This is a genomic window from Rhodoferax mekongensis, from assembly GCF_032191775.1.
In the GTDB taxonomy this organism is placed as follows: domain Bacteria; phylum Pseudomonadota; class Gammaproteobacteria; order Burkholderiales; family Burkholderiaceae_C; genus Allorhodoferax; species Allorhodoferax mekongensis.
On record NZ_CP132507.1, the window covers coordinates 2335626 to 2359315 of the forward strand.

Genomic DNA, 23690 nt, shown 5'->3' on the forward strand with positions numbered 1-23690 from the left:
CGCATTTACCTTTGGAAACCAATCTTCACTATCCTGAGCGCCGGCTAATTGAACTGAGGATGGCTCATCATGAGATGGACGTGTGCATCGATAACGCAACCTTGCATGGCGGGTGGCGCGATGATTTGCAGCTGCGACGCCTCAAGAAAAGGCGCCTCGCTCTACGCGACGAGATTGTTGCCTTGGAATTCAGCCTGAGTCCGGACGCGTTAGCATGAATCTGCCCCTCGGAGACCGGGTTGCCCGGGTCTTTGCTTCAAGCGGCCCCTTGGCAAGTGCAGTGCCGGAATATTTGCCCCGCCAAGGCCAGCAGGAAATGGCGAGTGCGGTGGCCGCCAACATGCAAGACGGTGGAGTGCTTGTGGTTGAGGCAGGTACGGGGGTAGGGAAAACTTATGCATATCTTGTGCCCGCTTTGCTGAGTGGACAAAAGGTGCTCCTTTCTACGGCCACCAAAGCGTTGCAAGACCAGCTTTTCACGCGCGACATTCCGGAGCTACTGGAAATACTGAAAATTCCGGTACGCGTAGCTTTGCTGAAGGGGCGCAGCAGTTATGTGTGCTTGCACCGATTGGCCAATGCACGCCATTCCGGAATCCTGCAAAGCGCAGCGCCCTTGCGTTTGTTGGGGCAGGTGGAGAGCTGGGTGACGGCGACCAGAACCGGAGATGTCTCAGAGGTGCCTGCGCTGGAAGAGTCGCAGCAGCTGCTTCCGCTGGTCACATCTACCCGTGAAAACTGCACCACATCAAAGTGTCCTCGGTACCAGGAGTGCCATCTCTATAAGGCGCGGCGGGATGCCATGGCCGCGGACGTGGTGGTCATTAACCACCATTTGTTTTTTGCGGACTCCAACGTGCGTGAATCCGGAGTCGCTGAACTTCTCCCGACCGTGAATGCGGTGGTTTTTGACGAGGCGCACCAGCTCAATGACATCGGAGTCCAATTTCTCGGGCGGCAATGGTCGACCCTGCAATTGCTGAATCTGGGGCGGGATGTCGTGTTTGTGTGTTTGCAATGGGCTCGGGGCATGGCCGATTGGCAGCTGCTGGTGGAGCAACTGGAAATGGCGGTTGTGGACTTGCAGTTAGTGTGTCAGGAGAGCGCTGCAAACACCCCTCGCTTGCCATGGCAAGCCCTTGTTCCGGAAGGACTGTCGCCTGGTTTGTGGGAGCGTCGCCTGGGGCGCTTGTTGCAGGTCCATGGCACTCTATTGCAAGCGCTTCAAGGAGTGGCAGATGCGCACCCGGAGCTGGCTGCCTTGGCTGAACGGGCGTCGGTACTGAAAGATCACTTGGATCGGGCTGCTCTTCCGGCGGAAGATGGATTGATCCGTTGGATGGATAACAGCACCCGTTTGCGCTTCGTGGAGTCCCCTATGGACATATCAGACGCGATGCGGAGCAAAGTGACGGGCGCACTGGAGGCTGGTTCCCGGGTGTCGTGGACTTTTACTTCTGCAACCTTGGGCCCCGGCTCAGATGTGGCTTGGTTTGTGAATTCTGCAGGGCTTCACGGTGCCAAGGTTTTGAAGGTTCAAAGTCCCTTCAATTACGCGCATCAGGCCGCGCTGTACGTTCCCGGCGCGATTCCTGCGCCGTCCCACCCCAACCATGGCGCTCGCGTTGCTGCATTGGCAGCAGAGGGCGCCCAGATTCTTGGCGGACGGACCATGGTCTTAACCACCACTTTGCGTGCCATGCGCTTGATAGGTGAAACGATACGGAAGCTCCTTTCCCCCACCTGGATATGGCTGTGTTGGTGCAAGGTGAGAGCTCCAAGCGAGAACTTTTGCAGCTCTTCCAGCAACGGGAAGGATTAGGGTGTGTGCTGGTGGCCTCTGCCTCATTTTGGGAGGGGGTAGACATTCCCGGCCGAAGCTTGCAATTGCTGCTGATCGACAAGATACCTTTTGCGCCGCCGGATGACCCGCTACTCCAAGCCCGATGTAAGCAAGTGGATGAGGCTGGGGGGAGCTCTTTCAATGAGGTTCAGCTACCCATGGCTGCCGTAGCCTTACGACAAGGGGTAGGGCGTCTGATCCGCAGGGAGTCAGACCGCGGTGTGCTGGTGGTGTGCGATGTACGACTGCGCTCCATGGGCTACGGGCGCAAGTTACTGTCAGCCTTGCCTGTCATGCGTATCGTCAAGGACGACACTCAGTTTCAGGCAGAACTCAAGGCCCTTACCAAATCTTCCACCATGGATCTGAATTAGCTTTCCCGCCTTTGAGCAGGAAGTCGGACTGGGGGAAGTTCTTTTCAAGCACACGTTTGGCATCGTCACGAAGCTGTTCCATGCCCAAGGCGTCGTAGGACTTGTAGAGGATAAAAAGTGCCTCCTCAGTGGCTGGAACATCGCGGTAATCGGTAATGCACTGCTGAGCGCGGTTGGCGGCAGCCAGATACGCACCACGCTTGTAGTAGTACTTGGCGACATGCACTTCGTACTGCGCCAAGGAACCCACGATGTAATTCATGCGCTGTTGCGCATCTGGTGCGTATTTCGAATCAGGGAATCGTGTCGTCAGCTCTTTGAATGATTCAAAAGATTCTTTGGCCGCCTTCTGATCCCGTTCGGCGAGGTCTTGACGGGTAATGGATGACAGCAAGCCCAGGTCGTCATTGAAGTTAACGATGCCCCGCAAGTAAATGGCGTAATCTAATGCAGGGCTGGCAGGGTGGAGTTTGATGAAGCGTTCCAAAGTGGCCAAAGATTGGGCTTGTTCACCTGCCTTGAACTGTGCATAGGCTTTGTCCAACTGAGCTTGTTGTGCGAGTGGGGTACCAGCGGCTCTGGCCTCCAGCTTTTCAAGCAGCGGTACGGCCTTGTCCCATTGGGATGCCCCCATCTCGTCCTTGGCCTCGGCGTACAGTCGGTTGGGGCTCATTCCTGCCGTTTTGTCTACCGGTGCACTGGAGCAACCTGCCAGCAGTGTCGCCATGGTCGTCAGCATCGTGGCACAAACGACCGATAATTTCGCACGCAGCATCTTGGGGACTTTCTTGAATCAAACCGTTGGAATTATATCGGCGCACTCTGTGCAAGCAGAGGCGGATGAGGCGTCTGATATCGCCAGCGAAGCAGAGTTCCGCACCTTCACATTAGACGCATCTTTGCATGGTGAGCGTCTTGACCGGGCACTGGCATTCAGTGTTCAGGAGTTTTCGCGCAGCTATCTCCAGCAACTTATTGAATCCGGGTTCGTACAAGTTAATGGCAAAGTCGTTACCAAGACTTCGGGCAAGGTAAAGGTGGGTGAGGAGCTTACTGTGGAGCTCAAGCCAACCCCGCAAAGCCAGGCCTTCAAGCCTGAGCCCATGGCTCTGGACGTGGTCCACGAGGACGAACACGTATTGGTTATCAACAAACCAGCAGGGTTGGTGGTTCATCCGGCGCCCGGAAATTGGAGCGGAACACTCCTGAACGGTCTGCTGGCCTACAGTCCGCATGCCGCGCTGGTCCCACGGGCGGGGATTGTCCATCGGCTTGACAAGGACACCAGTGGATTGATGGTGGTGGCCCGATCAAGGACTGCCATGGATGCTCTCGTAAATGCAATAGCCGCGAGGGAAGTAAGTCGCCAATATTTCGCGATTGCACACAAGACTTGGCCTTGGACGCGATTGAAAGAAGTCGATGCTCCTATCGGACGAGATCCGCGTAATCGACTGCGAATGGCGGTGGTCGATCTGGTACATCAATCCGGCAAAGAGGCGAGAACAGACTTCAGTTTGATCAGCAACAGTCAAGTAGCCTGTTGGGTCAGGTGCATTTTGCACACGGGGCGTACCCATCAGATCCGGGTCCATATGGCGCACATCGGCCATCCATTGGTGGCCGATGCGGTATACGGAGGAGCTGTGTTGGGGGAAATGACTCGTCAAGCTCTGCATGCCTGCCGTTTGGCATTCAAGCATCCCGTTTCGGGAGAGTCTTTGGAATTTGAATGTGGCCCGCCATCTGATTTCATGGCGCTTTGCGCTGAATTGGGCCTCGGGTACAATCAAGCTTGCAAACCGGGAGGTTTGTAGCTACGTCTCTCGTAGGGTAGTCAAGTTGCGGCCAAGGCCCTTCCTACCGTCGGTGCGATCGTTTCCGGTCTGCCATTTTTTCCGGCTCTCCATCATTACGTACAGACTATGAATATGGTCGATGCCAAGCGTGTTCTTGAAACCGCTTTGATATGTGCCCAGCAGCCTTTGACTGTCAAGGCTTTGCGTGAATTGTTTGCCGATGCAATTGGCGCTGACACTGTGAAGAGTTTGCTCAGTGAGTTACAAACTGAATGGGTGGGCCGGGGTGTCGAGTTAGTGAGCGTTTCGAGTGGATGGCGATTCCAGAGCCGTCCTGAAATGCGGGAATATCTGGACAGATTGCACCCCGAGAAGCCGCCCAAGTACACCCGCGCAACCCTAGAGACATTGGCCATTATTGCCTACAGGCAGCCGGTTACCCGAGGTGACATGGAAGACATCCGTGGCGTCACCATCAGTTCATTGTTGATCAAGCAATTGGAAGATAGGGGATGGGTGGAGGTGATCGGGCATCGTGAGGCACCTGGCAGGCCTGCGCTGTACGCAACCACGAAGCAGTTTTTGGATGATTTGGGCCTTGCGTCCCTGGATCAATTGCCAATTCTCGAATCGCCAGAGCGCGGAGAAGATTCCATGGCTGGACTAGAGGGGCTGTTGGGAGCTTCGGGCGAGGTGGTTGATCATGGAACAGTTGGAGCAAGCAATCCAGACGAGCAACAAATGGCGATGCCACTTCAGGCCGCGCTAGAAGAAATTGATAACGGAACACAAACATGAACGAGAACGAATTGACGCCTGATGCCGCTGTGACACCGTCTGGCGCGCCCCAGCAGCAAATGGCTACCGAGGCGGCATTGCCGAAGGGCACGAATCGTTTCGATGATGTGATCTCCGGTCAATTTGACGCGGATGAAGAAGCAGAAGATGTCGTGTTGCCCAAGCGGGTTCTGTTGCCCCAAGCAGAAACGCCCAAGTTGCACAAAGTGTTGGCTCAATCCGGTATGGGTTCGCGGCTTGAAATGGAGCAGTTGATTCTCGAGGGACGAATCTCTGTCAATAACGAGCCGGCGCACATTGGCCAACGCATTCAATTTGGTGACAACATCAAAGTAAACGGGAAGCCTATCCGTTTCCGAATTGAGCCGCCACCTGCCCGAGTCATTGCGTATCACAAGCCAGTTGGCGAGGTAGTTACGCATGACGACCCGCAAAACCGTCCGACCGTGTTTCGCAGGTTGCCTAAACTGCACCAAGGAAAGTGGCAATCGGTTGGTCGCCTCGACCTGAATACAGAGGGGCTTCTCTTGTTTACCAGTTCGGGCGAATTGGCCAATAACCTGATGCACCCTCGCTTCGGATTGGAGCGTGAATATGCGGTGCGGGTATTGGGGGCTCTGAACAAAGATGAAAAGCAGGCCCTTTTGGATGGGGTTCAATTGGATGACGGAGTAGCCCAGTTCGGCTCCATAGAAGACGGTGGTGGCGAAGGCTCCAATTGCTGGTACCGGGTCACTATCTCCGAAGGTCGGAATCGCGAAGTCAGGCGCATGCTCGAATCTGTGGGGCATGCGGTCAGTCGGTTGATCCGTATCCGCTACGGGGCCATGGTATTGCCTCGTGGACTCAAGCGTGGAGCTTGGATGGAGCTGGATGAGACCGATATCCGTGCCCTGATGCAGGCAGCAGCGAGCGCGGGCAAGCCCAGAGCCCGCGAGGAATCGAATGGGGCTGCGGGTGCTCCCCGCCCCCGAGGCCGTGGCCCTCGCCAAGGCGGTCGGGGTCCGGCTTCCCCGAAAGGTGCGAGCGGTCAAGGAGGCACTGCTCGTCAGGCCAATGGAAAGTCTCCGCGTCAGGGAGGACGCCAGGAAGGTGGAGCGCAGCCTGATCCGATGAAAACTTCTCTGGGTTACATCGGTGCAGACAGTTTTTCCAGGCAGCGGCAAGAGTCCAATGGCCGTGGCCGGCCCGGCGGTGGCGGACAAAGACGCAATGGTGGTCGAAGCCGCTAATGCCGATGCTAAAATCATCGGCTTTGTCTATCACGGGCAATTAATTTTTTATACTTTTGGGAATCAACATGGCAATCGAACGCACTCTCTCCATCATCAAGCCCGACGCAGTGGCCAAGAACGTGATCGGTCAAATCTACGCCCGCTTCGAAGCAGCCGGCTTGAAGGTTGTTGCTGCACGCATGGCGCACCTCTCCCGCGGTGAGGCAGAAGCCTTCTATGCTGTGCACAAAGAGCGTCCTTTTTTCAAGGATTTGGTGGACTTCATGATCTCCGGCCCCGTCATGATCCAGGCGTTGGAAGGTGAAGGAGCCATCGGCAAAAACCGTGACTTGATGGGTGCAACAGACCCTAAAAAGGCAGCTCCCGGCACCATTCGCGCCGATTTTGCTGACAGCATCGACGCCAATGCGGTTCACGGTTCTGACGCTCCTGAAACAGCGGCAGTGGAAGTGGGCTTTTTCTTCCCCGGCATGAACGTTTACTCGCGTTAATTCAGTATGGCGGTCAACCTGCTCGATTTTGATCTCGAGGGTCTGGCCGCCTTCTGCGAAAGCCTAGGCGAAAAGAAGTTTCGGGCTACCCAGTTGTTCCGTTGGGTGCATCAAAAAGGCGCGAGCCAATTTGATGATATGAGCGATCTCGCCAAGTCGCTCAGGGACAAATTACGGGGGCATGCAGAAGTACGTGCCCTGCCGGTAATCACTCAACATATCTCTGCAGACGGTACCATCAAGTGGTTGTTCGATGTTGGCAATGGAGATGCTGTCGAAACGGTCTTTATCCCCGAGTCTGACCGCGGGACACTTTGTATATCTTCCCAAGCCGGATGCGCAGTAGGGTGCAGATTTTGTTCGACCGGGCACCAAGGCTTCAGCCGCAATCTCAAAACTTGGGAAATACTGGCGCAGCTTTGGTTTGCTGAGCACTTTTTACGCAGCCACCTGGGGGTGTCTGATCGGGTTATCTCCAACGTCGTGATGATGGGTATGGGCGAGCCCTTGCAGAACTATGCGGCGCTCGTTCCGGCTTTGAAAGTCATGTTGGATGACCATGGTTACGGGCTGTCACGCCGCCGAGTCACAGTTTCGACGTCAGGCGTAGTTCCAATGATGGACCGCTTGGGGGAGGATTGTCCCGTAGCCCTCGCTGTATCTTTGCATGCACCTGAAGACTCGCTGAGGGATAACCTAGTTCCTTTGAATCGAAAGTACCCGCTCAAGGAATTGATGGAGGCTTGTCGCCGGTATTTGGCCCATGCGCCTCGCGACTTCATTACCTTTGAATACTGCATGCTGGATGGGGTCAATGACCACCCAGAGCATGCCAAGTTATTGTTGCAACTGGTGAAAGAATCTGGCGTTCCTTGCAAGTTCAACTTGATCCCATTCAATCCCTTTCCTGCCTCTGGATTGCTGCGTTCCTCTAACAATGCAGTTCAAGCTTTCGCACGCATCCTGCTAGATGGTGGCTTGGTGACTACTATCCGAAAGACCCGTGGAGACGATATTGATGCCGCTTGCGGTCAACTCGCCGGGGATGTCAAAGACCGTACGAACGTAGGGACTCGTATTTCCAAGCAACGCACGGTTATGCTCCAGCAGGTCCGCGATTTCGAAACGCGCGGTAATGATGGGATGCGAAATGACTGATGGATTTTCCGCGCTGACGCTAGCTCTGCGGCCATTTGGCCGTGCTGTCGTGTCGATGATTTTTCTTGCTTTGGCTATCGGCTTATTGCAAGGTTGTGCAGGTGGCGCGCAAACGCCGGCATCCACTAATGATTTACTAACAGATTCAGATGAATCACCTGCCCGTAAGCGCGCCAAAATCCGCTTGGAGTTAGCCGCTGGCTATTACAACAATGGCCAAACTACGGTTGCTTTGGACGAACTGAAGCAGTCAATTAGCGCGGACCCGGGGCTTTTTGAGGCGCACAATCTGCGCGGCTTGATATACATGCGCTTGAATGATTTCCCCTTGGCAGAGGAAAGTTTCAAACGCGCATTGCAACTCAATCCTCAGGCTGCCAGCGTGCAACACAATTACGGTTGGCTTCTTTGCCAACAAGGCCGTGCCCAAGACTCCTACACGCAGTTCATGGGGGCTATTGCAAATCCGAACTACAACGAGCGTTCCAAGTCTTGGATGGCAATGGGTGTCTGCCAAGTGAAGGCCGGGGCTCGCAACGATGCGATTGCCAGTTTGACGCGAGCAAATGAATTGGATCCTTCAAACCCTGTAGCAGGTTACAACCTTGCACTTTTGTTGATGCAGCGTGGGGATTTGGCCAAGGCACAGTTTCACGTTCGCAGGATCAACAATAGTGAATACGCAAATGCGGAGTCACTCTGGTTGGGTATCAAGATTGAGCAGATGTTGGGCAACAAGGATGCGATGACGCAACTCGGTGCGCAACTCCGGAAACGGTTTGGGCAGTCCAAAGAAGCGGGTTCTTTTGATAGGGGAGCATTCGATGAATAAGGTTGAGATGAGTGGCGCGCTCCCTGAGTTGCCAGAAACGACGCTCGCTGCAGCGCCCGTAACGGCTGGCCGCCTTTTGCGAAATGCCCGCGAGGCGGCAGGACTGCATATTGCTGCTCTGGCCGTGTCCATGAAGGTGCCTGTCAAGAAGCTGGAGGCTTTGGAGGCGGATCGTTCAGACTTATTGCCGGATGCGGTGTTCGTCAGAGCATTGGCGTCTAGTGTCTGCAGAGCTCTGAAAGTCGATTCAGCCCCCATCCTTGAGCTGCTCCCCCAGACCGTCAAGCCCAGTTTTGAGGCAGGGGATAAAGGCATCAACGCTCCATTCAAGGTTCCTGGTGAAGCGGCATCCGTCGGGTTTGTAGACGCACTCAAACGACCTGTTGTGATCGTGGTGTCACTATTGCTGTTGGCTGTATTGGGTATTGCTTTTGCGCCGGAAATGCACTTGCCTGAGTTCGCGTCAAAAGCCGATGTAACTCCAGTAAATATTGCTCCCCCTAAAGAGCCAGCCATTGAACCGGTGCCAGTTGCAGAGAAACTTGAAGAAAAATTGCCTCCGGTAGAGGTAGTTCCAGGACCATCTCCAGCGGAGCTGGTGAAGCAACCAGTGACTGAGGTGGCGTTACCTGCAAGCTCGGCCCCGGTGCAAAAGCCAACCGAGATGATTGTGATTCGCGCGAAAGGTACAACGTGGGTGGAGGTTGTTGACTCCGCTGGTGCTGTATTGGTTCGTAGAACTTTGCAGGCTGATGGCATCACTTCTGCCACTGGTGTACCTCCATTGGCCGTCGTAGTCGGCAAGGCAGACATGGTGGATGTCGAAGTGCGGGGCAAACCCTTCAGTATGTCGACTGTTTCCAGAGACAACGTTGCCAGATTTGAGGTGAAGTAGTGGAGCAGCAAATGCCTATCGCCCTGGCGCAACCCTTGGCGCGCACTAGTTTGCAGTCTGTCGTCAAATGGGGCAGTCACGTTGTGACTGTGGGTGGCGATGCGCCGGTCCGTATCCAGTCCATGACCAATACGGACACAGAGGATGCAATCGGTACCGCCATCCAGGTGAAGGAACTTGCCTTGGCAGGGTCTGAATTGGTGCGCATTACAGTGAATACTCCTGAGGCTGCTCAGGCAGTCCCTTACATTCGTGAGCAGTTGGATCGTATGGGTATCTCAGTGCCCTTGATCGGCGACTTTCACTACAACGGTCACCGGCTGTTGAGTGAGTTTCCCGACTGTGCCCAAGCCCTGTCCAAGTACCGTATCAATCCGGGAAATGTGGGTAAAGGCGACAAGCGTGATCGTCAGTTTTCTCAGATGATTGAAGCCGCTATTCAATGGGATAAGCCGATTCGGATTGGTGTGAATTGGGGAAGCCTTGATCAAGAATTGCTCGCCAGTTTGATGGATGCGAATAACCAGAGAGTTAACCCTTGGGATGCCAAGCAGGTGATGTATGAGGCTTTAATCACTTCAGCCTTGGAGTCTGCTCAGCGCGCAGAGGAGATCGGGCTGGCGGGGCATCAGATCACGCTCTCCTGCAAGGTGAGCGGCGTCACGGACCTGATCGCGGTTTACCGCGAATTAGCTAAGCGTTCAAAATACTCATTGCACCTTGGGTTGACTGAGGCTGGAATGGGCACCAAAGGTACGGTAGCCTCCGCAACTGCTCTTGGAATTCTGTTGCAGGAGGGTATCGGCGACACTATTCGAGTGTCTTTGACGCCTGCACCTGGCGAGGCCAGAACGCAAGAGGTAGTGGTCGCATCAGAAATTATTCAGTCTCTGGGTCTTCGCAAGTTCGTTCCAAGCGTCACTGCTTGCCCGGGGTGTGGAAGAACCACCAGTACCACTTTCCAGGAACTGACCAAGCAAATTGACGACTTCTTGCGGGACCAGATGCCTGTATGGCGTACACAGTACCCCGGCGTCGAGAACATGAAGGTCGCAGTCATGGGCTGCATCGTCAATGGACCGGGAGAAAGTAAGCATGCCGATATCGGTATCAGTCTTCCCGGTACCGGTGAAGCTCCGGCAGCGCCCGTTTTTATTGACGGAGAGAAACGCATGACTTTGCGCGGCGAGTCTATCGCCGCTGATTTCCAGAACGTAGTGGAAAACTACATCCGGGAGCGTTTCACGCCCCGTACCCCCAGTATTTGAGAGCTTATGTCCGAGAAGAATAGTCCGCGCAAGGCGGACAAGATTGTTGCCGTCAAAGGCATGAACGACATCATGCCGCCGGAATCTGCGGTATGGGAAGCATTGGAGGCCCGCGTAAGGGAATTAATGCGGCGCTTTTCCTTTGAAAATGTACGCACGCCTATTGTTGAACCTACCTCCCTGTTTGTGAGGGGCTTGGGTGAAGTGACGGATATCGTCGAAAAGGAGATGTATTCCTTTGAAGACCGTTTGAATGGCGAGGCGCTGACTTTGCGGCCGGAGAATACAGCGGGAGTTGTGCGCGCAGCTGTGGAGCATTCGATGCTTTACAACGGTCCTAAGCGTCTCTATTACATGGGGCCCATGTTCCGGCATGAGCGACCACAGCGCGGGCGGTACCGGCAGTTTCACCAAATCGGGGCAGAGGCACTCGGGTTCGGTGGCGCTGAAATCGATGCAGAAGTGATTCTGATGGCCCACATGCTCTGGAAAGAGTTGGGTTTGGCGGATATCGAGTTACAGATAAACAGTCTGGGGCAGCCAAACGAACGCAACTCGCACAGAGCTGCCTTGATCCAGCATTTTGAATCCCATCTGGATCTGCTGGATGAAGAAGCCAAGCGGCGCTTGCACCTGAATCCACTCCGCCTTCTGGACTCCAAAAATCCCGGAATGCAGGCTGTGATCGAGTCCGCTCCCAAGTTGATCGATTTCTTGGGTGATGCTTCCAGAGAGCATCTGGAAACGGTGAAAAAAATACTGGATGCTCACCGAGTGAGCTACACGGTGAACCCTCGCTTGGTTCGGGGAATGGACTATTACAACTTGACGGTGTTTGAGTTTGTCACTACGAAATTGGGATCCCAAGGCACCGTTTGTGCGGGCGGCCGGTACGATTACTTGATAGAGCAAATCGGCGGAAAGCCAGCTCCCGCAGTGGGATGGGCCATGGGCGTTGAGCGCGTTCTGGAGTTAATCAAAGAGTCGGGCGTGGCACTGAGGCAACCGGGTTTGGATGTTTTTGCCGTTATTACAGATGTCGCAAACCTGCAAGCTGTGATGCCTTCGCTGCATGTTCTCCGGGAGGCTGGGCTTTCTGTCCAGATGCAAGCCAGCACCTCTGAAGGGATGCCCAGCATGAAGTCTCAATTCAAACGAGCAGATGCTTCGGGCGCACGGTTCGCTTTCGTGTTTGGTCCTGATGAACTCGCTTCCGGACAGGTCACTGTCAAATCATTGCGGGATTCGAATGTTCCGCAAGCCACTCTTCGGATAGATGAGATGGCAACATGGGCTGCTAGCCTTTATCCAACCGTTTAAACCAGGTTCAACATGGCAAATCATTTAGATCTCGAAGAGCAAGAGCAACTCGATCAACTGAAACATTTTTGGAAGCAGTATGGAAACGCTATTTCCTGGCTGTTGATCATCGTGTTTGGTGCCTTTGCCTCGTGGAATGGTTATCAGTGGTGGTCCAAGCGGCAGGCTGAACAAGCTTCCGCCATGTATGAAGAAGTGGATCGAGTTATTGCTGGTGGCGATGTTGCTGCTGCAGACCGTGCCTATGGAGATATGCGCCAGCGATTCCCCTCAACCGTGTATACCCAGCAAGCAGGTCTCACCCTTGCCAAAGTGGCTTACCTCTCGGGAAAACCTGACGTGGCCCAAACTGCGTTGACCACCGTTGCTGAGAGTAGCGCGGACCCAGGATTGGCGGCATTGGCGAGAATACGACAAGTGGGTTTGTTGATTGAGGCCAAGAGTTTTGATGCGGCTGCGAAGATCTTGGATGGCAAATTTCCCGTCGAGTTCATGGGGCTTGTTGCAGACAAAAAAGCCGACCTCATGATGGCGCAGGGTAAGACCGAAGAAGCGGTGGCTTTGTACAAGGACGCGATCAAACATTTGGCTGAGCGTGATCAATACCGTCGTTTGGTGGAAGTGAAACTGGCTGCGCTAGGTGCCGGCGAATCGAAGTGAGTCGAAATCTGAACATGCGACGGACCGCTAATTTTCTGATGGTAGGGGTAATGGCCGTCGTGATGGCTGGTTGTGCCGGTCCGTCTAAGCCCAAGCCAGCAGAACTCGCTCCCGCGGCTTCACTTTTGGCGGTGAAGAAGGTCTGGTCTGCATCGATTGGGGAGGTCGGTTTCCCGCTTGAGGTAAAGCTGGTTGGCTCCGACGTCTATGTGGCATCCAGTTCAGGATCCATTTCGAGCTTGGATTCGAATACCGGGGGCGTCCGCTGGACGGCAGATTTAGGCAAGAAAATTTCTGCTGGTGTCGGAGCAGATGGCGAAAAGACGGCTGTCGTCACGACCGATGGGGAGTTGGTTGTGTTGCAGAAAGGGAAGCGGATCTGGCAACAAAAGTTGACTTCCGTCGCCGTAACGCCACCCCTGGTTGCTGGTGGACGCATATTTGTGATCACTCCGGACCGGACACTTATTGCTTTCGACAGCGAAACGGGTAAGCGCCTTTGGCAACAACAAAGGGGGAGCGATAGCCTGGTGTTGGACCGGGCCGCTGTACTTTTCCCTGCGGGTGATACCCTGGTGGCAGGAATCGGTGGGCGGTTAGTGGGTTTGAATCCATTGACAGGTACCCAGCGTTGGGACATTCCAGTTTCCGTCAGTCGCGGGACTAATGAGGTAGACCGCCTGGTGGACCTGATGCCAGGAGTCAGTCGCTTGGGGTCTGATGTGTGCCTTCGCGCCTATCAGAATGCAGTAGCGTGTGTCAGTCTGGCGAATCAAAAGGTGATTTGGTCCAGAGCTGCCAACGGATTTACTGGTGTTTCTGGCGATGACAAGTTGGTGTTTGGCACAGAGGCCGATGGCAGGCTCTTGGCATGGCGGCGCGCTGATGGGGAGGTTGCATGGCAATTGGCGACCCTGAAGTGGCGAGATTTGGGAACACCTTTGCTCTTGGGAGAAACTCTGGCGGTACCTGACAGTGCCGGACTCGTGCATCTATTGTCAAAAACAGACGGCTCCTCTTTGGGGCGTTTGGTGCTCGATGGTTCACCACTGGGGGCGTCGCCTGTCCTTGCTGGAAAAACGTTGGTCGTTGTGACCCAAAAGGGAGGTGTTTTTGCCTTCCGTCCAGAATAAGAGAGGTCCCGAATGAAGCCTGTTATAGCCCTTGTGGGGCGCCCGAATGTCGGGAAGTCGACCTTGTTTAATCGCTTGACGAAAACCCGTGACGCGATCGTTGCCGACTATGCCGGTTTGACGCGTGACCGCCATTACGGCAATGGCAAACACGGCAAGCAGGAATTCATTGTCATCGATACCGGTGGTTTTGAACCCGATGCCGGAAGCGGCATCTTCAAAGAGATGGCGAAGCAAACCCGGCAGGCGGTTGCTGAAGCTGATGTGGTTGTATTCGTGGTGGATGCTCGGGCGGGGCTATCCGCGCAGGATCATGACATCGGCAACTATTTGAGAAAGCTTGGCAAGCCCTGCCTTGTTGTGGCTAACAAAGCGGAAGGCATGAAAGCCGGCTCTCAGCTTGCTGAATTCTTTGAGTTAGGCTTGGGTGAGGTCTTCCCAGTATCTGCTGCCCATGGTCAGGGCATGCGCTCTTTGGTCGAGATGGCGCTGGACGCGTTGCATCTTGAAGAGCCGGAGGAGGACCCTGAACCGTCTGATCCTTCCGTGATTAAGCTTGCAGTCGCAGGCAGGCCAAACGTAGGCAAATCGACACTGATTAACACATGGTTGGGTGAAGAGCGTTTGGTGGCATTTGATATGCCCGGTACCACGCGGGATGCCATTTCTGTCCCTTTTGAGCGGGAAGGTCAGAAGTTTGAATTGGTAGACACAGCAGGATTGCGCAAAAAGGGCAAAGTGTTTGAGGCCATCGAGAAATTCTCGGTCGTCAAGACGTTGCAGGCTATTGAGTCTGCCAGCGTCGTCTTGTTGTTGATCGACGCTGAACAAGGCGTAACTGACCAGGACGCCCACATAGCGGGCTATATTCTGGAATCCGGTCGGGCTGTGGTTGTGGCGGTTAACAAATGGGATGCGATTGACGAATACCAACGCGAGTTGGTGAAACGATCTTTAGAGACCCGTCTGGGCTTCTTGAAGTTCGCTGCATTGCATCTCATCTCGGCTAAAAAACGCCAGGGCCTAGGCCCGCTCTGGGGAGCAATTACTCAAGCGCACAAAGCGGCCAATTGCAAGATGCCGACGCCGGTATTGACCCGTCTGCTATTGGAGGCGGTGCAATTCCAGACACCGAAGAAGACCGGCGCATACCGGCCCAAATTGCGTTATGCCCACCAAGGTGGGATGAATCCGCCCATTATCGTGATCCACGGAAACTCCCTGGAGCATGTGACCGAAGCCTACAAGCGGTTTTTGGAAGGTCGCTTCCGCAAGGAGTTCAATTTGGTGGGAACACCTTTGCGTATCGAGATGAAGTCTTCTCAAAACCCATTTGCTGATAAAGATTAAGTCAAGCAGCAAGTTACTTGACTAGTCCCTATGCGTAAACTCCTCGTCAGTAGGAGGGGCTCAAAGCATGTGTGGTATCGTCAAACCCTTATCATTTTTTGAACACGGAGAATATCGTGAGCAACAAAGGCCAACTCCTCCAAGATCCTTTCCTGAACGCTTTGCGTCGTGAACATGTGCCTGTTTCCATTTATTTGGTGAACGGCATCAAGTTGCAGGGACAGATCGAATCTTTTGACCAGTACGTGGTCTTGCTCCGCAATACAGTGACACAAATGGTTTACAAGCATGCCATTTCAACTATTGTTCCCGGACGCGCAGTGAACCTGGCAGCCGCTGGTGACGAAGCAGCATCTGCTTGATGCTTCAAAAGTGGGGGATCCTTTGGATCCTCCCGCAGTGAATTTTTCTCCCATTGAATAATCCCCAAGAAAGCAAATTGGCGCCAACCATACTGGTTGGTGTCGATCTGGGTGGTCCGAATTTCGATTCTGAGCTGGAAGAGCTCGGACTTCTGGCTCAAACAGCTGGTTTGCAACCCGTGGGGCGTGTTGTGTGTAAACGCCGCGCTCCCGATGCAGCGTTGTTTGTAGGTTCCGGAAAAGCAGAGGAAATCCGGCAGCTAGCGCTGCAGACCGGTGCCACCGAAATTTTGTTTGACCAGTCGCTTAGTCCCGGTCAACAACGAAATCTGGAGCGGCACATGCAGCTTCCGGTCAATGACCGGACCTTCTTGATTCTTGAGATCTTCGCACAACGGGCGAGGAGTCATGAAGGCAAGTTGCAGGTTGAATTGGCTCGACTCCAATACCTCAGCACACGTTTGGTACGCCGCTGGTCCCATTTGGAGCGTCAGCGAGGGGGTATCGGAACACGCGGGGGGCCCGGCGAAACCCAGATTGAACTGGACCGCCGGATGATCAGCGAGAACATCAAACGAACCAAAGAGCGTTTGGGCAAAGTCAAGCGACAGCGACAGACGCAACGCCGTCAACGCGAGCGCCGTGATGCTTTCAACATTTCATTGATCGGCTATACCAACGCGGGCAAATCCACACTGTTCAATGCCTTGGTAAAGGCACGCGCCTACGCAGCTGATCAGCTGTTCGCCACCTTGGACACCACTACCCGTCAACTGTATCTTGGTGAAGCCAATCGATCAGTGTCCTTGTCCGACACGGTAGGGTTCATTCGGGATTTGCCCCATGGTTTGGTGGATGCTTTTCAGGCAACTTTGCAGGAAGCAATTGATGCTGACCTGCTTCTTCACGTCGTAGACGCTGCCAATGTGGACTTTCCGGAGCAAATCGCCCAAGTCCAGGCAGTGCTCAAAGAGATTGGTGCCGACGACATTCCTCAACTGCTGGTCTTCAACAAAGTTGACGCTATTTCCGCAGATGCACAACCCTTGCGTTTGGAAGATACCTATGAAATCCAGGGACTACAGACTCCACGTATATTCGTAAGCGCGCGCAACTTGACCGGAATGCCTTTATTGCGCCAAAAATTGGCCGAAATTGCGAAATCTGCGACAGATTTGAATGACTTGCCGTCAATTCACCCTGAGCCCTCTGGGGACGGTGTGTGAATTGGCACAATGCGCCCCACAGCACTAAAGAAGATTCCATGAAACTATCTGCGTTTCGAATGAAGAGCATGCCATTGGCACCCTGGTTGCGTAATGTGTTCAATTTGAACGATTCCCGTTGGGGGCGTGGTGACGACAAGCAGGAAGGGCAGGGTCCAGAGGGTCAGGCCAAGCCCGAGGCGGAGCGGCCTTCGCCTGTTGCGGGGCCGCAGTCCGGCGGCCCCAAAAATACGTCCCAATCCGGCCCCCCCGATCTTGATGAGCTGTGGAGGGACTTCAACCGGAAACTGGCTGGCTTGTTCGGCGGAGGCAAGAAACCCGCTGGAGGCAATGGCGGCGGCTTTCAACCTGACATGAAGAATGCTGGTATTGGCGCTGGCTTGATTGTCGGAGTGTTGGTCCTGATCTGGTTGGGCACGGGTTTTTTTATCGTGCAAGAAGGCCAGCAGGCCGTCATTACCCAATTTGGAAAATACAAATCCACGGTGAACGCGGGTTTCAATTGGCGTCTTCCATATCCGATTGAGAAGCATGAATTGGTATTCGTGAGTCAAATCCGATCGGTGGATGTCGGCCGCGATGTGGTTCTCAAGGCCACTGGACTGAAAGAGTCGGCCATGCTGACTGAGGATGAAAACATTCTCGACATCAAATTCGCAGTGCAATACCGTTTGAGCGATGCGCGAGCTTTCTTGTTCGAAAGCAAGAATCCGAGTGAGGCGGTCGTGCAGGCTGCCGAGACGGCAATCCGTGAAGTATTGGGCAAGATGAAAATGGATGCGGCGCTGTCTGAAGAGCGTGATCAGATTGCCCCGCGGGTACGTGCCCTGATGCAAACCATTCTGGATCGCTACAAGGTTGGCGTTGAGGTGGTCGGGGTCAACCTTCAGCAAGGCGGAGTTCGCCCACCTGAACAAGTGCAGTCTTCGTTTGATGATGTCTTGAAGGCCGGGCAGGAGCGTGAACGTGCCAAGAACGAAGCCCAAGCCTACGCCAACGATGTGGTACCCCGCGCGGTCGGTTCCGCTTCCCGATTGAAGGAAGAGGCTGACGCCTACAAAGCCCGTGTAGTAGCGCAGGCGCAAGGTGATGCCCAACGTTTCCGATCGGTGTATGCCGAGTACCAGAAGGCGCCTCAGGTCATGCGGGATCGTATGTACCTGGATACCATGCAACAGATCTACAGCAACGTGACGAAGGTCATCGTGGACTCCAAGCAGGGTGGCAATTTGCTTTACCTGCCTTTGGATAAAGTGCTGCAGCTAACAGGCGCGCCTGCTGCGGCTGAACCGGCTTCCGGTCCCGTTACATCCACTCAGTCTGCGCCTGCCGCTCCTGCGACAACTTTTGGCAACAACGATCCACGCAGCCGCGATGCCGCGAGAACCCGTGAACGCGACGTGCGCTAGGACAACACTATGAACCGTATCGGACTTATCTTCACTTCGTTGCTGGTGCTGTTGGCGCTGGCTAGTTCCACCTTGTTCGTGGTGGATCAGCGGCAATTCGGCGTGGTCTATGCCTTGGGTCAAATCAAGGAAGTGATCACCGAGCCCGGCTTGAACTTCAAGCTTCCGCCACCTTTTCAGAATGTGTCCTATATCGACAAGCGCTTGTTGACCTTGGACAGCACAGATGCCGAGCCCATGCTCACGGCTGAAAAACAGCGCGTGGTCATCGACTGGTATGTGCGTTGGCGTATCACTGAGCCCTCCGACTACATCCGCAACGTAGGCCTGAATGAGAGCGCCGGAGCTAGCCAGTTGAACCGGGTGGTGCGTAACGCATTCCAGGAAGAGATCAACAAGCGTACGGTAAAAGAACTCTTGTCCCTCAAGCGTGAAGCCCTGATGTCTGATGTGAAAGCGGAGGTTCTGGACAAGGTGCGTGGTACCAAACCTTGGGGGGTAGACGTTGTGGATGTGCGTATCACCCGGGTTGATTACGTGGAAGCCATCACAGAGTCTGTTTACCGCCGTATGGAGGCAGAGCGCAAGCGCGTGGCCAATGAGCTGCGCTCCACGGGCGCTGCAGAAGGTGAAAAAATCCGTGCTGATGCAGATCGCCAGCGCGAAATCACGATCGCAAATGCTTATCGTGACGCCCAGAAAATCAAGGGTGAGGGCGATGCGGAGGCTGCAAGGATTTACGCCGATGCCTTCGGCAAAGACCCCCAGTTTGCACAGTTCTACCGCAGCCTGGAAGCCTACAAGAGCAGTTTCGCCAACAAGAGTGACGTGATGGTTCTGGATCCCTCCGGCTCTGAGTTTTTCAAGACTTTCCGCAGTGGCGGTAACGCTGCAGCTGCGGCCAAAAAGTAGCGTGAACGCTGACGCACTTTGGATGGCACTGGCTTTGGTGCTGGTGCTGGAGGGTTTGTTTCCTTTTGCATCACCCCAAGGGTGGCGCAAATTGTTTTCCCAGCTCTTGCAATTGCAGGATGGGCAGATACGTTTCTTCGGCTTGTGCAGCATCCTGTGCGGATTGTTCTGCATTTGGTGGCTGCTGCCCTGAAATCCGAGCCTCAAGGCCGGTAAAATCTCGGTTTTAACAGCCTCCCCTCAATTCCATGTCTGCTTGGGTCCTTCCGGATCACATTGCCGATGTGCTGCCTTCCGAGGCCCGCCACATCGAAGAAATACGTCGAGATCTGCTGGACATGGCCCGATGCTATGGCTACGAGCTCGTGATGCCACCTATGCTGGAGCATCTGGAGTCACTGCTTTCCGGCACCGGTGAAGCGTTGGATTTGCAGACCTTCAAACTGGTCGATCAGATATCCGGCCGCATGATGGGCCTGCGTGCAGACAGCACGCCCCAAGTGGCACGCATAGATGCGCACTTGTTGAACCGCAGTGGAGTCACGCGTCTTTGCTATTGCGGGCCTGTATTGCATACCCGACCTGCTGCCCCTCATGCGACTCGCGAGCCCTTGCAGTTCGGCGCAGAAATCTATGGTCATGCAGGGCTGGAAGCTGACCTGGAAGTGTTGACACTCACCTTGGACGCCCTGAAGGCCTGTAAGGTCGGTGTACTCACAGTGGACATGGCGGACGCCCGTATAGTGGGCAGTTTGCTCGACGAGTCCGGTTTGAGCAGCGCTCAAAAGAACGAAGTTCTGTCTGCTCTCACATCCAAGGACAGCAGCGCATTGGCAGAGTTGACGCAATCCTGCCCACAGCCCGTTGGCGCTGCTTTGCGTGGCCTCGTCAACCTGTACGGCAATGCAGATGTACTGCAGCAGGCTCGTGAAGAATTGCCGGCCTTGCCAGGAATCAGCCAAGCGCTGGAACATCTGCAATGGCTGGCAGGTCATCTGGAGGGTGTGAAGGTTTCCTTTGACCTCGCCGATTTGCGCGGTTATGCCTACTACACCGGCATGCGCTTTTCGATTTATGCAGCAGGGGCGAGTGACGCCCTGGCCCGTGGTGGCCGGTATGACGAGGTCGGTTCGGTGTTCGGGCGCAAACGTCCTGCCGTGGGCTTCAGTTTGGATGTCAAGGTATTGGCCCAAGCAGCCGATATGCGCCCCCTGCGGGCTGCGATTCGCGCGCCTTGGGGTGAGGCTGCGGCCTTGCGAGCAGCAATTGCGGATTTGCGCCGGCAGGGCGAAACCGTGGTGTGTGTCCTTCCCGGACACGAAAGTGAAGTCGATGAGTTCCATTGCGACCGTGAGCTGGTGCAAGCCGCTGGTCAGTGGGTCGTAACAGCTATTTAATCCAGAGCGAAATGAATACAACCAAAGGTCGAAATGTAGTGGTCGTCGGCACCCAGTGGGGCGATGAAGGCAAGGGCAAGCTGGTCGATTGGCTCACGGAAAGCGCCCAAGGGGTCGTCCGCTTCCAAGGTGGTCACAACGCGGGCCACACGCTGGTCATCAATGGCGTCAAAACCGCATTGCACCTTATTCCTTCCGGCATCATGCGCCCCGGCGTCAAGTGCTACATCGGCAACGGCGTCGTGTTGTCAGCAGGCAAGTTGTTTGAAGAAATTGAAGGTCTGGAAAAAGCCGGTGTAGAAGTGCGCTCGCGCCTGCGCATCAGCGAAGCCTGCCCGTTGATTCTGCCTTTCCACGTGGCGCTGGATGTGGCTCGTGAGGCCTTCCGCGAAAAAGGCGGCACGGCCAAGATCGGCACCACAGGCCGCGGTATCGGCCCCGCTTATGAAGACAAGATTGCGCGACGTGCCTTGCGCGTTCAAGACTTGAAACACCCTGAGCGCTTCGCGGCCAAGCTGCGCGAACTGCTGGACCTGCATAACCACGTTCTCGCGACCTATCTGGGTTCTGAAGCGTTCGATTTCGGCCCTTTGTTGGCGCCTTTCATGGCCAATGGCCGCGTGCAGTTTGAAGCAGTATTCCAGCAAGCGATGGAACACGCTGCCTTGCTCAAGCCCATGATGGCGGATGTGTCGCGAGAGTTGAACGAGGCCCATTTGGCAGGCGCCAACCTCTTGTTCGAAGGTGCCCAAGGCACATTGCTGGACGTGGACCACGGCACATATCCCTACGTCACCTCCAGCAACTGCGTGGCAGGCAATGCCGCAGCAGGCTCCGGTGTGGGCCCCGGCATGTTGCATTACATCCTGGGGATCACCAAGGCTTATTGCACCCGTGTGGGCGGTGGTCCGTTCCCCACCGAGTTGGAGTGGGAAGTGCCCGGCACACCCGGCTACCACATGAGCACCGTGGGCGCTGAAAAGGGCGTAACTACCGGTCGCTCACGCCGTTGCGGCTGGTTTGATGCTGCATTGCTAAAGCGTTCCGCCCAAGTCAACGGTTTGTCCGGCCTGTGTATCACCAAGCTCGACGTGTTGGATGGTCTCAAGGAGTTGAAGCTTTGCACCGGCTACGAAGTGGATGGCGAAAAAGTCGACATCCTGCCCATGGGCGCGGACGAGATCGAGCGCTGCAAACCCATTTATGAGGTCATGGAAGGCTGGAGTGACAGCACCGTCGGTGTGACCCAGTACGACAAGTTGCCTGTGGCAGCTCGCCTGTACTTGCAACGCATTGAGCAAGTCACTGGTGTGCCCATTCACATGGTGTCTACAAGCCCGGACCGCGACCACACCATCATGATGCGCCATCCCTACCTCGCTGACTGACCGATTTTGAATGCTATTTGAGCCTCTAGCCCCCGTAAATCCTGCGCAAGCAGCTACTTTTTTAGGAGCACGCTGATGTTGACTGAAGACGGCAAGCATCTCTATGTCAGTTATGACGAGTACCACAACCTGATCGAAAAGCTGGCCATCAAGGTGTTCCAGTCCGGTTGGGAGTTCGACACCATCTTGTGCCTGGCACGCGGGGGCATGCGTCCCGGCGACATCTTGTCGCGCGTGTTTGACAAGCCGCTGGCCATCATGTCTACCAGCTCCTACCGCGCTGAAGCCGGCACCCAGCAAGGCAACCTGGACATTGCCCGCTACATCACCACTCCTAAGGGTGAAATCGCTGGCAAAGTGCTGCTGGTTGACGATTTGGCGGATTCCGGTCACACCTTGAACGCGGTGATCAATCAGCTCAAGAACAACTACGCCCCCATCACCGAGTTGCGTAGCGCGGTGATCTGGACCAAGGCGGTGAGCGTGTTTACGCCCGACTACTCAGTGGAGTTCCTGCCGACCAACCCCTGGATTCACCAGCCATTTGAGAGCTACGACTCCTTGCGTCCCCAGCAGCTGATCCAGAAGTGGAGCGTTTGACGCTCCAGCGCTTCACAGATTTCGCCGCATGACAGACCGGATCACCCACCTCATTCATCATCCGTACCAGCCACCAGCTGGTTTTGAAGCGCCGCAACCCGGCGTATTCAAAGCGTCTACGGTGTTCTTCCCTACCGTGGCTGCCATGCGCAGCCGCGAATGGAAAGACAAGTCCGCCTACACCTACGGTTTGCACGGCACCCCCACCAGCTATGCGCTGGAAGAGCGCCTCGCGACCCTGGAGGGAGGCAAAGAGTGTCTGTTGGTTCCCAGTGGCCTCGCGGCGCTGGGACTGGTGGCGCTGTCTTTGTTGAAAAGCGGCGACGAGGTCCTCTTGCCGGATAACGCATATGGACCCAACAAGTCCATCGTCGAAGGCGAGTTGATGGGGTGGGGGATTACCCACCAGTACTACAACCCGATGGACCCTGAGGATCTGGAAGCCCAGATTTCGAGCCGTACCAAGCTGGTGTGGCTGGAGGCGGCGGGCTCTGTGAGCCTGGAGTTTCCCAACATTGTTGAAATGGTGCGGATTTGCCAGCGCCGCAAGGTGCTCACCGCGCTCGACAACACCTGGGGCGCAGGCTTGGCCTTCAACCCGTTTGACCTCGTCCCCGGTGCCAGCAGTCCGGTGGCGGTAGACGTCTCGGCGCATGCCTTGACCAAGTATCCGAGCGGCGGTGGCGATGTATTGATGGGCAGCGTGATCACCCGCAACCCCGGGCTGCACCTCAAGCTCAAGTTGACCCATATGCGCTTCGGTATCGGGGTTGGCATGAACGATGTGGAAGCGGTGTTGCGCTCCCTGCCTACCATCGGATTGCGTTACCGCGCACACGATGTGGCCACACGCAGCCTCGCGGCATGGGCCCAAACCCAGCCGGAGTTTGTGCAGGTGCTGCATCCGGCCTTGCCGGAGTCCCCCGGGCACAGCCACTGGATGGCTCTGACGGGTGGGGAAGAGGGCAAAGCCGCCGGTCTCTTCAGTGTGATGCTGGACTCCCGGTTTACCCAAGCCCAAACAGATGCCTTTTGCGACGCTCTCAAGCTGTTCAAGCTGGGCTACAGCTGGGGCGGCCCTATCAGTCTGGTGGTGCCTTACGAACTGGAAAGCATGCGTACGATTTGGCCGGAGCATCTGCTGCGGGGAACGCTGGTGCGCTTCTCTATTGGCCTGGAAGATCTGGCCGACTTGCAGGCCGATATTGCCCAGGCACTGGAAGTCTTGCGCTGACTGCGC

25 protein-coding genes are annotated in these 23690 nt (G+C 55.3%); 24 read left to right on the forward strand and 1 reads right to left on the reverse strand.

Annotated elements, in window-relative coordinates:
- The first annotated feature begins 74 nt into the window (after positions 1-74).
- The 3 genes from RAN89_RS11210 to RAN89_RS11220 are packed head-to-tail and all read left to right on the forward strand — an operon-like array spanning position 75 to position 2217.
- On the forward strand, positions 75-218 hold the full coding sequence (locus RAN89_RS11210; RefSeq protein WP_428984506.1) for an HP1242/YdcH family protein: 144 nt from the start codon (positions 75-77) through the stop codon (positions 216-218).
- On the forward strand, positions 215-1822 hold the full coding sequence (locus RAN89_RS11215) for an ATP-dependent DNA helicase (RefSeq protein ID WP_313866386.1): 1608 nt from the start codon (positions 215-217) through the stop codon (positions 1820-1822). Before RAN89_RS11210 ends, RAN89_RS11215 begins: the two co-directional genes overlap by 4 nt.
- Positions 1750-2217, forward strand: a complete 468-nt coding sequence (locus RAN89_RS11220) for an ATP-dependent DNA helicase (RefSeq protein WP_313866387.1) — start codon at positions 1750-1752, stop codon at positions 2215-2217. The genes RAN89_RS11215 and RAN89_RS11220 overlap by 73 nt, the downstream gene beginning before the upstream one ends.
- Here the strand turns inward: RAN89_RS11220 and RAN89_RS11225 are convergent.
- Complete coding sequence (locus RAN89_RS11225) at positions 2186-2992, reverse strand: outer membrane protein assembly factor BamD (RefSeq protein ID WP_087493683.1); 807 nt, start codon at positions 2990-2992, stop codon at positions 2186-2188. The genes RAN89_RS11220 and RAN89_RS11225 overlap by 32 nt on opposite strands.
- Here RAN89_RS11225 and RAN89_RS11230 point away from each other — a divergent pair.
- From RAN89_RS11230 to RAN89_RS11330, 21 genes are all read left to right on the forward strand, one after another.
- Entirely contained in the window at positions 2943-4034 is a 1092-nt protein-coding gene (locus RAN89_RS11230; protein WP_313866388.1) for an RluA family pseudouridine synthase, read from the forward strand. The two genes, RAN89_RS11225 and RAN89_RS11230, sit on opposite strands and share 50 nt — an antisense overlap.
- Positions 4035-4142: 108 nt before the next feature.
- Entirely contained in the window at positions 4143-4814 is a 672-nt protein-coding gene (gene scpB, locus RAN89_RS11235) for an SMC-Scp complex subunit ScpB (RefSeq protein WP_313866389.1), read from the forward strand.
- The gene (locus tag RAN89_RS11240; protein WP_313866390.1) at positions 4811-6046 is read left to right on the forward strand and encodes a pseudouridine synthase; all 1236 of its coding nucleotides are present in this window, start codon (positions 4811-4813) and stop codon (positions 6044-6046) included. Before scpB ends, RAN89_RS11240 begins: the two co-directional genes overlap by 4 nt.
- A gap of 68 nt (positions 6047-6114) precedes the next feature.
- Complete coding sequence (gene ndk, locus RAN89_RS11245; RefSeq protein WP_087493686.1) at positions 6115-6540, forward strand: nucleoside-diphosphate kinase; 426 nt, start codon at positions 6115-6117, stop codon at positions 6538-6540.
- A gap of 6 nt (positions 6541-6546) precedes the next feature.
- Entirely contained in the window at positions 6547-7698 is a 1152-nt protein-coding gene (rlmN, locus tag RAN89_RS11250; RefSeq protein WP_313866391.1) for a dual-specificity RNA methyltransferase RlmN, read from the forward strand.
- The gene (pilW, locus tag RAN89_RS11255; RefSeq protein WP_313866392.1) at positions 7691-8530 is read left to right on the forward strand and encodes a type IV pilus biogenesis/stability protein PilW; all 840 of its coding nucleotides are present in this window, start codon (positions 7691-7693) and stop codon (positions 8528-8530) included. Before rlmN ends, pilW begins: the two co-directional genes overlap by 8 nt.
- Positions 8523-9425 (forward strand): helix-turn-helix domain-containing protein, encoded by a 903-nt coding sequence (locus RAN89_RS11260; protein WP_313866393.1) that lies wholly within the window; start codon positions 8523-8525, stop codon positions 9423-9425. Before pilW ends, RAN89_RS11260 begins: the two co-directional genes overlap by 8 nt.
- 11 nt (positions 9426-9436) lie before the next feature.
- Positions 9437-10693: a flavodoxin-dependent (E)-4-hydroxy-3-methylbut-2-enyl-diphosphate synthase gene (gene ispG / locus RAN89_RS11265; RefSeq protein ID WP_313866394.1), complete on the forward strand. Its 1257-nt coding sequence runs from the start codon at positions 9437-9439 to the stop codon at positions 10691-10693.
- A gap of 6 nt (positions 10694-10699) precedes the next feature.
- The gene (gene hisS / locus RAN89_RS11270; RefSeq protein ID WP_313866395.1) at positions 10700-12013 is read left to right on the forward strand and encodes a histidine--tRNA ligase; all 1314 of its coding nucleotides are present in this window, start codon (positions 10700-10702) and stop codon (positions 12011-12013) included.
- Between the two features lie 12 nt (positions 12014-12025).
- Positions 12026-12673: a YfgM family protein gene (locus RAN89_RS11275; RefSeq protein WP_313866396.1), complete on the forward strand. Its 648-nt coding sequence runs from the start codon at positions 12026-12028 to the stop codon at positions 12671-12673.
- Positions 12674-12711: 38 nt separating this feature from the next.
- Positions 12712-13806, forward strand: coding sequence for an outer membrane protein assembly factor BamB (gene bamB, locus RAN89_RS11280; RefSeq protein ID WP_313869385.1), 1095 nt, complete (start codon positions 12712-12714; stop codon positions 13804-13806).
- Positions 13807-13818: 12 nt separating this feature from the next.
- Positions 13819-15156, forward strand: a complete 1338-nt coding sequence (der, locus tag RAN89_RS11285; RefSeq protein ID WP_313866397.1) for a ribosome biogenesis GTPase Der — start codon at positions 13819-13821, stop codon at positions 15154-15156.
- A gap of 116 nt (positions 15157-15272) precedes the next feature.
- Complete coding sequence (gene hfq / locus RAN89_RS11290) at positions 15273-15518, forward strand: RNA chaperone Hfq (RefSeq protein ID WP_313866398.1); 246 nt, start codon at positions 15273-15275, stop codon at positions 15516-15518.
- A gap of 53 nt (positions 15519-15571) precedes the next feature.
- Positions 15572-16744 carry a GTPase HflX gene (hflX, locus tag RAN89_RS11295; protein WP_313866399.1) on the forward strand — a complete coding sequence of 391 codons (1173 nt, stop codon included), beginning with the start codon at positions 15572-15574 and terminating at the stop codon, positions 16742-16744.
- Between the two features lie 68 nt (positions 16745-16812).
- The gene (gene hflK / locus RAN89_RS11300) at positions 16813-18153 is read left to right on the forward strand and encodes an FtsH protease activity modulator HflK (protein WP_313866400.1); all 1341 of its coding nucleotides are present in this window, start codon (positions 16813-16815) and stop codon (positions 18151-18153) included.
- Between the two features lie 9 nt (positions 18154-18162).
- Positions 18163-19065, forward strand: a complete 903-nt coding sequence (hflC, locus tag RAN89_RS11305) for a protease modulator HflC (protein WP_313866401.1) — start codon at positions 18163-18165, stop codon at positions 19063-19065.
- 1 nt (position 19066) lies between these two features.
- Positions 19067-19258, forward strand: coding sequence for a DUF2065 domain-containing protein (locus RAN89_RS11310; protein ID WP_313866402.1), 192 nt, complete (start codon positions 19067-19069; stop codon positions 19256-19258).
- 55 nt (positions 19259-19313) lie between these two features.
- Positions 19314-20462, forward strand: coding sequence for an ATP phosphoribosyltransferase regulatory subunit (locus RAN89_RS11315; RefSeq protein ID WP_313866403.1), 1149 nt, complete (start codon positions 19314-19316; stop codon positions 20460-20462).
- A gap of 11 nt (positions 20463-20473) precedes the next feature.
- Positions 20474-21850 carry an adenylosuccinate synthase gene (locus RAN89_RS11320; RefSeq protein WP_313866404.1) on the forward strand — a complete coding sequence of 459 codons (1377 nt, stop codon included), beginning with the start codon at positions 20474-20476 and terminating at the stop codon, positions 21848-21850.
- A gap of 75 nt (positions 21851-21925) precedes the next feature.
- Entirely contained in the window at positions 21926-22450 is a 525-nt protein-coding gene (locus RAN89_RS11325; RefSeq protein WP_313866405.1) for a phosphoribosyltransferase, read from the forward strand.
- Positions 22451-22478: 28 nt separating this feature from the next.
- Positions 22479-23684, forward strand: coding sequence for a PLP-dependent transferase (locus RAN89_RS11330; RefSeq protein ID WP_313866406.1), 1206 nt, complete (start codon positions 22479-22481; stop codon positions 23682-23684).
- Positions 23685-23690 lie beyond the last annotated feature (6 nt).

What these genes read in the sequence shown, in the direction of transcription:
- RAN89_RS11210 (WP_428984506.1), top strand. Translation starts at nt 75, where the DNA reads ATGGACGTGTGCATCGATAACGCAACCTTGCATGGCGGGTGGCGCGAT.
- RAN89_RS11215 (WP_313866386.1), top strand. Translation starts at nt 215, where the DNA reads ATGAATCTGCCCCTCGGAGACCGGGTTGCCCGGGTCTTTGCTTCAAGC.
- RAN89_RS11220 (WP_313866387.1), top strand. Translation starts at nt 1,750, where the DNA reads ATGGCTGTGTTGGTGCAAGGTGAGAGCTCCAAGCGAGAACTTTTGCAG.
- RAN89_RS11230 (WP_313866388.1), top strand. Translation starts at nt 2,943, where the DNA reads ATGGTCGTCAGCATCGTGGCACAAACGACCGATAATTTCGCACGCAGC.
- RAN89_RS11225 (WP_087493683.1), bottom strand. Translation starts at nt 2,992, where the DNA reads ATGCTGCGTGCGAAATTATCGGTCGTTTGTGCCACGATGCTGACGACC.
- scpB (WP_313866389.1), top strand. Translation starts at nt 4,143, where the DNA reads ATGAATATGGTCGATGCCAAGCGTGTTCTTGAAACCGCTTTGATATGT.
- RAN89_RS11240 (WP_313866390.1), top strand. Translation starts at nt 4,811, where the DNA reads ATGAACGAGAACGAATTGACGCCTGATGCCGCTGTGACACCGTCTGGC.
- ndk (WP_087493686.1), top strand. Translation starts at nt 6,115, where the DNA reads ATGGCAATCGAACGCACTCTCTCCATCATCAAGCCCGACGCAGTGGCC.
- rlmN (WP_313866391.1), top strand. Translation starts at nt 6,547, where the DNA reads ATGGCGGTCAACCTGCTCGATTTTGATCTCGAGGGTCTGGCCGCCTTC.
- pilW (WP_313866392.1), top strand. Translation starts at nt 7,691, where the DNA reads ATGACTGATGGATTTTCCGCGCTGACGCTAGCTCTGCGGCCATTTGGC.
- RAN89_RS11260 (WP_313866393.1), top strand. Translation starts at nt 8,523, where the DNA reads ATGAATAAGGTTGAGATGAGTGGCGCGCTCCCTGAGTTGCCAGAAACG.
- ispG (WP_313866394.1), top strand. Translation starts at nt 9,437, where the DNA reads ATGCCTATCGCCCTGGCGCAACCCTTGGCGCGCACTAGTTTGCAGTCT.
- hisS (WP_313866395.1), top strand. Translation starts at nt 10,700, where the DNA reads ATGTCCGAGAAGAATAGTCCGCGCAAGGCGGACAAGATTGTTGCCGTC.
- RAN89_RS11275 (WP_313866396.1), top strand. Translation starts at nt 12,026, where the DNA reads ATGGCAAATCATTTAGATCTCGAAGAGCAAGAGCAACTCGATCAACTG.
- bamB (WP_313869385.1), top strand. Translation starts at nt 12,712, where the DNA reads ATGGTAGGGGTAATGGCCGTCGTGATGGCTGGTTGTGCCGGTCCGTCT.
- der (WP_313866397.1), top strand. Translation starts at nt 13,819, where the DNA reads ATGAAGCCTGTTATAGCCCTTGTGGGGCGCCCGAATGTCGGGAAGTCG.
- hflK (WP_313866400.1), top strand. Translation starts at nt 16,813, where the DNA reads ATGCCATTGGCACCCTGGTTGCGTAATGTGTTCAATTTGAACGATTCC.
- hflC (WP_313866401.1), top strand. Translation starts at nt 18,163, where the DNA reads ATGAACCGTATCGGACTTATCTTCACTTCGTTGCTGGTGCTGTTGGCG.
- RAN89_RS11315 (WP_313866403.1), top strand. Translation starts at nt 19,314, where the DNA reads ATGTCTGCTTGGGTCCTTCCGGATCACATTGCCGATGTGCTGCCTTCC.
- RAN89_RS11320 (WP_313866404.1), top strand. Translation starts at nt 20,474, where the DNA reads ATGAATACAACCAAAGGTCGAAATGTAGTGGTCGTCGGCACCCAGTGG.
- RAN89_RS11325 (WP_313866405.1), top strand. Translation starts at nt 21,926, where the DNA reads ATGTTGACTGAAGACGGCAAGCATCTCTATGTCAGTTATGACGAGTAC.
- RAN89_RS11330 (WP_313866406.1), top strand. Translation starts at nt 22,479, where the DNA reads ATGACAGACCGGATCACCCACCTCATTCATCATCCGTACCAGCCACCA.